Below are 1,379 nucleotides of genomic sequence, written 5' to 3'. Positions count from 1 at the left end.
GGAACTGTCAGTATTTTTGTGTGCAAGGCGTTAAAGACCGGCTTCGCAGCAGGCCAGAATAAAACGTTATGAGCTTGGCCGGGTAAAGCGATCTTCGTAAAGAATAGCGAACTGATTCATCGCGGTCTTCCAGTCGTGAGCGGCATGGCCCCAGTTTGCGGTGATGTTTTGCAGGGCCAGCCAGATCAGCTTGGTCGCGGCTTCGTCGCTTGGAAAGTGACCGCGGGTCTTCACAATTTTGCGCAGCCGAGCGTTAATGCTCTCAATGGCGTTAGTCGTGTAAATCACCTTACGCACCGCCGGCGGAAACGCAAAGAACGGAATGACCCGATCCCAGGCCCGTCGCCATGCCGCTACGACGGTTGGGAATTTCTGACCCCAAGCGCCTTGTTCGAACGCATTGAGTTCAGCCTGTGCCGCGTCGGCGCTTGCCGCCGAATAAATTGGCTTGAGCGCTGATGCTAGCTCCCGCCGGTCCTTCCAGCTCGCAAAGTCCAGGCTGTTGCGAATTAAATGCACGATGCACGTCTGCAGCGTGGTGGCCGGAAACACTGCGGCGAGTGCTTCGGGCATGCCTTTCAAGCCATCAGTGACTGCGATCAGGATGTCCTGTACACCACGCGTCTGCAGGTCGGCAAACACCTTCATCCAGAATTTGGCACCCTCCGTGCTCTCGATCCACAGCCCCAGTATGTCGCGTGTGCCATCCGGCAGCATGCCCAAAGCCAGGTAGATGGCCTTGTTGCGCACCACGCCTTCGTCTCGAATTTTTACGCGTAAAGCATCGAAGAACACGACGGGATACATCGGCTCGAGCGGTCGGGACTGCCAGACCGCGATCTCGTCCATGACGGCATCCGTGACCGAGCTGATGAACTCCGGCGATACGTCGGTGCCGTATTGGTCAGTCAGAAAGCCCTGGATTTCGCGCACCGTCATGCCGCGTGCATACATGGCAATGATCTTGTCGTCAAAGCCGGTAAAGCGGCGCTCGTGCTTGGGAATGAGGATTGGCGCGAAGCTGCCGTCGCGATCCCGCGGAATGTCCAGGCGCAGCGGACCGTCGTCGGTCAGTACCGTCTTGCCGCTCTTGCCGTTGCGGTGATTGGTGGCGTCCTCAGGCCGTTCAGCGCCCGCCGCATATCCGAGGTGATGGCCCAGTTCAGCGCCCATCGCCCGCTCGATTAACGCCTTCTTGAAGGCCATCGACGCCGACTGGATCGCCTCGGCACTCATTGGACCCTTAACGAACTCATCGATCAGTTCTTTCGGAATTGATGGCAATTCCTGCGCGGCCGCAGTGGCCGCCTTCGGTTTGCGTGGCATACATGCTCCTTTGCGACATGTTATGCCTTACACACAAAATTTTGGACAGGCTC

General features: G+C 57.8%; 1 protein-coding gene. It reads right to left on the bottom strand.

Going from position 1 to position 1,379, the window contains the following annotated elements:
- Positions 1 to 66: 66 nt before the first annotated feature.
- Entirely contained in the window at positions 67 to 1,326 is a 1,260-nt protein-coding gene (locus AWB69_RS45155) for an IS256 family transposase (protein ID WP_062093228.1), read from the bottom strand.
- Between the last annotated feature and the right edge of the window lie 53 nt (positions 1,327 to 1,379).

Origin of the sequence: Caballeronia udeis (assembly GCF_001544555.2) — a bacterium.
In the GTDB taxonomy this organism is placed as follows: domain Bacteria; phylum Pseudomonadota; class Gammaproteobacteria; order Burkholderiales; family Burkholderiaceae; genus Caballeronia; species Caballeronia udeis.
Note: the sequence above shows the minus strand (reverse complement) of the source record. Positions and strands in the feature narration are given on the sequence as shown.